At 56.2% G+C, this 7,649-nt stretch carries 8 protein-coding genes; 6 read left to right on the forward strand and 2 right to left on the reverse strand.

Going from position 1 to position 7,649, the window contains the following annotated elements:
• Positions 1-232: 232 nt before the first annotated feature.
• Entirely contained in the window at positions 233-1,321 is a 1,089-nt protein-coding gene (locus QQJ84_RS14740) for a TIGR03857 family LLM class F420-dependent oxidoreductase (RefSeq protein ID WP_284259067.1), read from the reverse strand.
• An 89-nt stretch (positions 1,322-1,410) separates the two neighbouring features.
• Complete coding sequence (locus QQJ84_RS14745) at positions 1,411-1,629, reverse strand: ferredoxin (protein ID WP_284259068.1); 219 nt, start codon at positions 1,627-1,629, stop codon at positions 1,411-1,413.
• 103 nt (positions 1,630-1,732) lie between these two features.
• On the opposite strand from QQJ84_RS14745, the gene QQJ84_RS14750 reads away from it, so the two are divergent.
• The 6 genes from QQJ84_RS14750 to QQJ84_RS14775 are packed head-to-tail and all read left to right on the forward strand — an operon-like array spanning position 1,733 to position 7,587.
• Positions 1,733-3,121 carry an aromatic ring-hydroxylating dioxygenase subunit alpha gene (locus QQJ84_RS14750; protein ID WP_284259069.1) on the forward strand — a complete coding sequence of 463 codons (1,389 nt, stop codon included), beginning with the start codon at positions 1,733-1,735 and terminating at the stop codon, positions 3,119-3,121.
• A 31-nt stretch (positions 3,122-3,152) separates the two neighbouring features.
• Positions 3,153-3,728 (forward strand): 3-phenylpropionate/cinnamic acid dioxygenase subunit beta, encoded by a 576-nt coding sequence (locus tag QQJ84_RS14755; RefSeq protein WP_284259070.1) that lies wholly within the window; start codon positions 3,153-3,155, stop codon positions 3,726-3,728.
• A gap of 3 nt (positions 3,729-3,731) precedes the next feature.
• Entirely contained in the window at positions 3,732-4,910 is a 1,179-nt protein-coding gene (locus QQJ84_RS14760) for an NAD(P)/FAD-dependent oxidoreductase (RefSeq protein ID WP_284259071.1), read from the forward strand.
• Entirely contained in the window at positions 4,907-5,719 is an 813-nt protein-coding gene (locus QQJ84_RS14765; protein WP_284259072.1) for an SDR family NAD(P)-dependent oxidoreductase, read from the forward strand. Before QQJ84_RS14760 ends, QQJ84_RS14765 begins: the two co-directional genes overlap by 4 nt.
• Positions 5,716-6,357 carry a TetR/AcrR family transcriptional regulator gene (locus tag QQJ84_RS14770; protein ID WP_284259073.1) on the forward strand — a complete coding sequence of 214 codons (642 nt, stop codon included), beginning with the start codon at positions 5,716-5,718 and terminating at the stop codon, positions 6,355-6,357. Before QQJ84_RS14765 ends, QQJ84_RS14770 begins: the two co-directional genes overlap by 4 nt.
• A 3-nt stretch (positions 6,358-6,360) precedes the next feature.
• Complete coding sequence (locus QQJ84_RS14775) at positions 6,361-7,587, forward strand: acyl-CoA dehydrogenase family protein (RefSeq protein WP_284259074.1); 1,227 nt, start codon at positions 6,361-6,363, stop codon at positions 7,585-7,587.
• Positions 7,588-7,649 lie beyond the last annotated feature (62 nt).

Consider the following 7,649-nt stretch of genomic DNA (forward strand, 5'->3'; position numbering starts at 1 on the left):
CCTCAGGCAAAAAATATAAAAAATGCTGCGCTATCAATTGAGCCGCGGCTCTCCGCTGACGCTTACTGTAAACCTTCTGCGCCCCCAAGTGTAAATTCCCAGGGGGTACATGTCTCATCATCATTGACACGGAGGGGGCCAAATACTGGGCCAGTTCCCACGGCCACACAGGTTTTATCGGCATAGCTGCCAATCCCCATTGGCTCCTTTTATGGGTTTCTATCCGGGCCGATCAGGTCAACGCAGCGCGGTTATGTAGGCTACGCTTCAATTCCGTCGCTAACGGCCCCATGTCTCTCGGTGCGCTGCCGTGCAATAAAATCTCATCCGCTCCGGCGTCAAGAAATTTCATAAGTTGGTCCGCGCATTGCGCGGCCGTACCCACAGCAGCACCTTCATCGAGCCATGATCGCGGCAGGATGCGGCTAACTTCAACCAGTTCCTGACGGGTGAAGGCCTGGTCTGCTGGTTTTCCATTCAACGCGGCGATCTGAGGATGCGCCCGTAGTTTTTCCAACACATTAAGGTCCCAGCCATTAATCTCGACAATCAGATCGCCGAAACCTGGAAGCTCGAAATAGGTGACAGCACGGCCGCCGACCACGGCTTCCTCCTCATCCTTGGGCAGATCCGGGGCAACGATGATGTTATGGTAAATGCGGATAGAAGCTGGGTCCCTGCCCGCTTTTTCCGCCGCGTCACGCACGATTTTCACCGAATTCGCAACACCCGTTGGCGACACGAAAGGGTGCAACAAAACGCCGTCACAATGCTCGCCTGCAAACGCCAGGGCTTTCGGGCCGATGGCCGTGAAAATAATCGGTGGTGTCGGCCCCTCATGGCGATCTGTCAGCTTCAGGTGGGGGAATTTGCCCAGAATTCCATCGTAAGTCACCGTTTCACCAGCCCAGAGGCGGCGGACGATAGAGATGGTGTCCGCCAGACGAGGGAAGGTAATTCCGGGGGCGCCGAGCATTTGCATGTAAGCGGGAACCGCGCGGGCAAACATCAGGCTGAATCGGTCTCCGCTCATCGCCTGCATGAGATTAGCGACGCTGGCGGTTACAATCGGGTGACGCATCGTAGCATACATTGTACCAACGATGCGTATCTTCGAGGTTGCCTCGCTAACAGCTCCGGCTAGCACGGCAGGCTCTTTCGAGGCATAACGCTCCGAAATCCAGACCGCGCCAAGCCCGATGCGCTCAGCTTCCTTGGCTTCCTCAATGCCCCGGCGCGGATCGCTTACCCGGCCTGGCAGAATATAGGTCCCGAATTTCTCGAACAGCGCCTTGGCGCCCGCATCTTCATTGCTGCTCACTTGCCGGTCCTTCCGATTATTGAGCTTGCTATTGCAGCAGGCCTCATCTTTCTGCCCTGCCGTTAGACAGGGCCGCCCAAATACTGAACCTAAACCGGCACCACCTCTATCGCGGCTTGCGGGCAGGCGTCTGCACCTTCCCGGGCTTTCGCCTCCAGCCCTTCCGGCACGATAGGATCATCCACATACACAATCCCGTTTTTATCGAGCTTGTAGACTTCTGGACAAATCTCCGCACATAGCCCGTAGCCGCTGCACGCCGGCTTATTAATCACAACTTTAAGCTGCTCTTTTATAGTACCTGACATTCGCGTTCCCTTAAGCGTTGATATTTCCCTTATACATTTTACGACTTGAACATATTTTGATCAATATGTATAATACTCAAAATAGACGAATGGAGTGACAAACATGCTAAAAAAAGCAGGGCTCGTGTTGAGCGATGGAACGACCATTGATGATTTAATCGATCTTAAGATGAATGAGGTTTCGCTGCGAGTCATGAATGACCCGGAGCTTCATCGGTTCGAAATGGAGCGGATATTTGCCCGCACCTGGTTGTTGCTGGGTCACGATACGGAAATTCCGAAGCCAGGTGACTTCGTGGTTCGCGATATGGGTGAGGATCAGGTAATCGTCGCCCGCAGCCGCGACGGGGGCATTCACGTTTCCCTGAATGTGTGCCCGCATCGTGGCATGAAGGTTTGCACGGCGGAAGCCGGCAATACGCAGGTACATCGGTGTATCTATCACGGCTGGGCATTCCGGCCCGATGGCGATTTCATTGGCGCGCCGATCGAAAAAGAGCAGATGCACGGCAACAAACGGACGAAATCAGAACTTGGCCTTAAAAAGGCGAGGGTGCATCTTTATGGCGGGCTTATTTTCGCCACCTGGAACATTGAAGGCCCGTCATTCGACGAGTTTCTTGGCGACTCCAAATTCTACTTCGACCAGTTGTTCTGCCGTACAGACTCCGGCTTGGAACTGCTCGGCCCGCCGCAGCGCTTTATGATCCCTGCAAACTGGAAAATAGGCTCTGAACAATCGGCCTCGGACGGTTTCCATACCCTCACCCTGCACCGTTCGCTCATGGAAGGCGGCGTCATGGGAGGCACGCCAGAGTCGATCTACGACAACGCGCCCGGCATGTACGGCGTGGATGTCAGCTGCACCGAAGGCCATTCGTTGCGCTGCCTGGAAGCCGCGCAGACCTTTAAAATGTTCTCGAACGTGAGCTTTGAGGGCAAGACCACCGAAGAGCGCCTGCATCTCCTTCCGCCCCCCGGCATCACGCCGGAGCTTATCCCGCAGCTCTTTAAAAACCTATCGCCCGAGCAGGTGGACATGCTTGCGACCATCCCGCCGCAAGTCGGCGGCATGTTCCCGAACGTCTTGGTGCTCTTCATTTTTGCACCGCGGACCGATGGCGGCTCCTCCGGCGCCCTGGCGCTGCACACCTACATTCCGCGCGGCCCCGACCATTTTGAGTTCGTGAACTACATCTTTGCTGAAAAAGATGCCCCAGAACAAGTCAAACGCGACATGCTGCAGAACAGTATCCAACAAGCCGGCACCTCGGGTATTATCGAGCAGGACGATGCCGATACGTGGCCGCAAATCATGCGTAACACCAAAGGTCCGATGAGCCGGTCAATCACACTGAAATATCAGGCGCTGCATGGCCACGAAAAGCCGGAAGGCTGGCCGGGTGGCGGATTGCTTTATCCGGGCTTCACCAAGGACGACACACAGTGGAACTGGTGGTTGAACTACCACCGTCTCATGTCGGCGTCTTGATAAACAAATCCTCACTGAATAGGAAGCCAATATGATCGATCGATCAACAGCCGCCGTTGACAAAAGCGGGGTTATGCGCGGCCTTACCTCGAAAAACCGTGTTCCGCTTGGCTCTGAAATTTATAACCGGATTCTTGAAACCCTTTATGACGAAGCGGCCGCACTTGATGAACGCCGTTTTGACGACTGGGTCGCCATGCTGGACAAGGATCTAGTCTACACCGCGCCCATCAGGCTGACTCGCACAGGCCCAAATCGAGACCGCGACGTGATGCGTACCATGATGCATTTCGATGACACTTATGAGTCGCTGCTGATGCGTACCGGCCGCTTGAGCAAGAGTGCCTGGGCGGAAGATCCACCCTCGCGCACCCGCCGCTATGTTACCAACGTGCGCGTAGGCGAGACTGAGAACGCCGATGAATATGAGGTTGTCAGCTACCTCTACCTGGCGCGCAGCCGTGGTGAGAGCCCTGATTACGAGAAGACAACCGGTGAGCGGCGTGATGTCTGGCGCTTTGCCAACGGCAAATACAAACTGGCACGGCGTGAGATTATTCTCGACCAATCGACTCTCTCGATGTCCAACCTTGCAGTATTTTTATAGGCCATGCCCAGCAACCCAAAACCGCATATCGTTGTCGTTGGAAGCGGCCTTGCTGGATATGCTGTGCTGCGTGAATTACGCCGCCTGTCACCAGAGGCGGAACTGACGCTGATCGCCCATGACTATGGGCATTTCTACTCAAAGCCAGCTCTCTCTACAGCACTCGGCAAGGAAAAAACGGCTTCCGGCCTCATCACGATGCGGGCCGAGAAAATGGCCGCGCAGTTGCGGCTGGAAATCCGAGCCGGCCGCCTGGTTGAAGCCATCGACAGGCACGGCAAGGTGCTACTGACCACCGGCGGCCCACTACCTTATGACGCGCTTGTCCTGGCCTTGGGTGGCGAACCAATCCGCCCGCCCATTCAGGGCGACGCGGCCGACCGGGCGGTCTCGATCAATCATCTTGAGGATTACGCAGCCTTCCGTGATCAGTTGCAACCAGGTGCACGTGTTGCGATCATGGGTGCGGGACTGGTCGGCAGCGAATTCTCCAACGATCTCTCGATCTCCGGCTACAAGCCAACAACCGTGGATATGCAAACACATCCGCTGGCGCAGCTTGTGCCTTCCGAGGTTGGTGATTTGCTGCGCGATTGCCTGACCAAAGAAGGCGTCGTCTGGCATCTTGGCCGCACCGTCGTGGCCATGAACCGCGCCGGCGCCGCCACCACGGTGACCTTGGACGACGGCACACAGATCGAGGCTGATAACGTGATTTCCGCTGTCGGCCTGCGTCCGCGGACTCAACTGGCGAAGGAAGCAGGGCTTGAGGTCAATCGCGGCATCAAAGTGGATGAGACGGGCCGCACCAGTGATCCCTATATCTACGCCATCGGCGACTGTGCCGAATATACCATCGGCTTGGCGGCTTACGTCAGCCCGATCATGGCCGTGGCCCGCGCCATTGCGCCGAGCATACTGGGAACACCGACAAAAATCAGCTTCCCGACACTCTCCGTACAGGTAAAAACCACCACCTGCCCGATTGTTCTGCTGCCTGCCCCGCGTGATACCGTGGGTGAATGGGTGAAGGTGGATGGCAATGCCGACGGCATCAAATACCTATTCCACGACACCTGCGGCGCCACCCGTGGCTATGTGCTGACAGGCCCGTTTTGTGAAGAACGAATGGATTTGGATCGCTCTTTGAGCACCCTCAACGAAGAGAAGGTAACGGCATGACCGGATTACTCGAAGGTAAAGTCGCGATTGTAACTGGTGGCGCCAAGGGTCTTGGACTTGGTATCTCGCGCCGGCTGGTACGCGAAGGCGCCAAAGTTGTGATTACCGGCCGTGACGGTGCAGCTGCCGAGGCGGAAGCCGCTACCATCCGCAAGGAGCTCGGCGGGGAGGCACTGGGATTCGCGGCCGACGTGGGCGTAAAAGCCGATGTCGAGGCGATGGTCGCGCGCACTGTGGAACATTTTGGCGGGTTGGATATTCTGGTGAATAACGCGGCCACGCTCACGCCGAATATCCTGCTTGAAAACAAGACCGATGAAATGCTCAAGCGCACGCTGGAGATTGCGCTATGGGGCAGCTGGTGGGGCATGCAGGCCGCCTTCCCGCATATGCGAGCGCGCGGCGGTGGATCGGTGGTGAATTTCTACTCGATCGATGCCGATACCGGTGCTTGGCTGCATGCGGACTACAACATCGCCAAATCGGCCATTCTGGGCCTGACGCGCAGCGCCGCCGTGGAATGGGGCCGCTTCAACATCCGCGTCAACGCGATTTCTCCGACCGGGCTTGGCCAGGTTTTCGCCAAGCTGGTGAAGGAGGTTCCCGGTTTCCTGGAGGCCGCGACAGAAAACAATCCCCTGCTGCGCGCTGGCGATCCGGAGGACGATATAGGACCAGTCGTGGTGTTCCTCGCGTCGCAGATGTCGCGCTTCATCACTGGCGAACTGATTAACGTCGATGGTGGGCAAAATCTTCCCGGTTATGTAAGCAAACCACATAATCTGGCTGAGCTTGGAGATGTCCGGTGAATGAACTAGCCCCTGTCTCCATGACCGAACCGCTACCGGCCCGCAACGCCAAGTTGCCGCCGAGCATTGTTAAAATCATGGAAGGCGCCCTGAAAGCGATCGGAGGGCGGGGAACACGGCGACTCTCGATGAGCGATATTTGCAATGCCGCGGAAATTTCCCGTGGTACGCTTTACCGTTATTTTTCGACCAAGGAAGATGTGCTGGCGGCGGTCAGTGAATTCGTGTCGTCCAACTTTGAGAACGGCGTCCGTGAGGCGGCAGAGACAACCACCGACCCTATGGAACGTTTTCGTGCAGTCATGCGTTTCTTCGCGGAGTACACCAACGACCATACGCCGGACCGTATTTTCGAGATCGAACCAAGTTTCTATATCGACTTCTTTCGAAGTCATTTTGATCGTCATAAAATCGCGGTATATACGGCGCTCAATCTGACATTTGATTATCTGGACACACTAGCCGACTCACCTATAGACCGTGATGGCGTGGTTGAAGCACTAGTCCGTATGCAGCTCAGCACACTGATCATTCCCGTGAACAGCACATGGGTCAGAGTCTGGGGGCAGGTCCCTGAAAAACTCGAAAGCTGGATTATCACATTAGCGGGACGCACGCACGCTCCCGGGGAGAATTAGAGCATGGATATGTTAGTCAATCATGAAGCCGCGGCCGGCCCAACTGGCTATGGCGATGCCGAACCTTTTATCGCTAAGGCCCGCGAACTTCGTCCCCTGTTTCAGGCCGAAGCTGCGGAAGGCGAAAGGCTCCGCGCGCCAACGCCTGCCGTGCACGAAGCTTTGGTGTCAAACAACCTTTTGAGTATGCTGCTACCCAAACGCTGGGGCGGTGCTGGTCTTTCCATGACCGGCTTCTCGAAAGTTCAGATGGAAATTGCCAAGGGCGATCCATCAGTTTCCTGGGTGGTACAGATCGTCAACGGCACTACCTGGGTCGCCAGCCTGACCTCGGACAAAACCCAGGAAGCTCTATTCGGCGAAGGACCCAAAGCGGTCTGCGGCGCATACAACCCACCTGGAAAAGCCCGTAAGGTGGATGGTGGTTACATCGTCAGTGGTGCGTGGCCTTATACATCTGGCTCGCGGCAGTCCTATTGGGCGCAATCAGGTGTGATGCTGGAAAACACAAGCGGTCCTGTCGTGCCTGGCATCAACATGGTCTACATCCCATTCAGCCAGTTGGAAATGCAAGATACTTGGTTCGTGACCGGCATGCAGGGCACGGGCTCCGATACCAGCGTCGCGAAAGAGGTTTTCGTTCCCGAACATCTGATGGTGACGATGGATAAGCCATTCGGCCATGTTGAACCCAACAAAAAACATTGGGGCGCCGCATCTGATAACCTCCCGGTTGTGCCCGTCGTACGCGCCACCGGCTTGGCCCAACTTGTCGGTGCAGCCGAGGCGATGCTAGAAATTGTCGAGGCAGAATCGACGAAAAAGCCAATCGTTACCACCACCTATAAAACTCGCTCCGAATCTGGCGCGTTGGTGCATGCCCTCGGCGAGGTTGCCGCCCAGCTCGACAACGCGAAACTGCTGTTGTTCGCCGCAACAGGTATGCTGGACGAAGCCGGGCTCAACCGCACAGTGCTAACCGACGCCGATCGTGCCAAGCATAAAGCCCAGTGCGCGCAAATCGTGCAACTGGTTCACAAATCGATCGAAACATTGATGTTTATTGCCGGCTCCTCAGCATTTTCGCTTAGCAACCCGTTGAGCCGCTATTGGCGCGACATTCACGTCGGGCTGCGGCACATCACCAACCTACCGATGCTGAGTTACGAAATCTATGGCCGCAACCGGCTTGGCGTGGCGCCAAATATTTCGCCGTCAGGTGCCTACTAGAGCCTGATTGCTTTAAGTGCGATCAGGCTCTAGCCGTTTTTCTGAAGGCGATTCACGCTTTC

Origin of the sequence: Acidocella aquatica (genome assembly GCF_030160635.1) — a bacterium.
Classification (GTDB): domain Bacteria; phylum Pseudomonadota; class Alphaproteobacteria; order Acetobacterales; family Acetobacteraceae; genus Acidocella; species Acidocella aquatica.

What these genes read in the sequence shown, in the direction of transcription:
- QQJ84_RS14755 (WP_284259070.1), top strand. Translation starts at nt 3,153, where the DNA reads ATGATCGATCGATCAACAGCCGCCGTTGACAAAAGCGGGGTTATGCGC.
- QQJ84_RS14765 (WP_284259072.1), top strand. Translation starts at nt 4,907, where the DNA reads ATGACCGGATTACTCGAAGGTAAAGTCGCGATTGTAACTGGTGGCGCC.
- QQJ84_RS14750 (WP_284259069.1), top strand. Translation starts at nt 1,733, where the DNA reads ATGCTAAAAAAAGCAGGGCTCGTGTTGAGCGATGGAACGACCATTGAT.
- QQJ84_RS14745 (WP_284259068.1), bottom strand. Translation starts at nt 1,629, where the DNA reads ATGTCAGGTACTATAAAAGAGCAGCTTAAAGTTGTGATTAATAAGCCG.
- QQJ84_RS14760 (WP_284259071.1), top strand. Translation starts at nt 3,732, where the DNA reads ATGCCCAGCAACCCAAAACCGCATATCGTTGTCGTTGGAAGCGGCCTT.
- QQJ84_RS14775 (WP_284259074.1), top strand. Translation starts at nt 6,361, where the DNA reads ATGGATATGTTAGTCAATCATGAAGCCGCGGCCGGCCCAACTGGCTAT.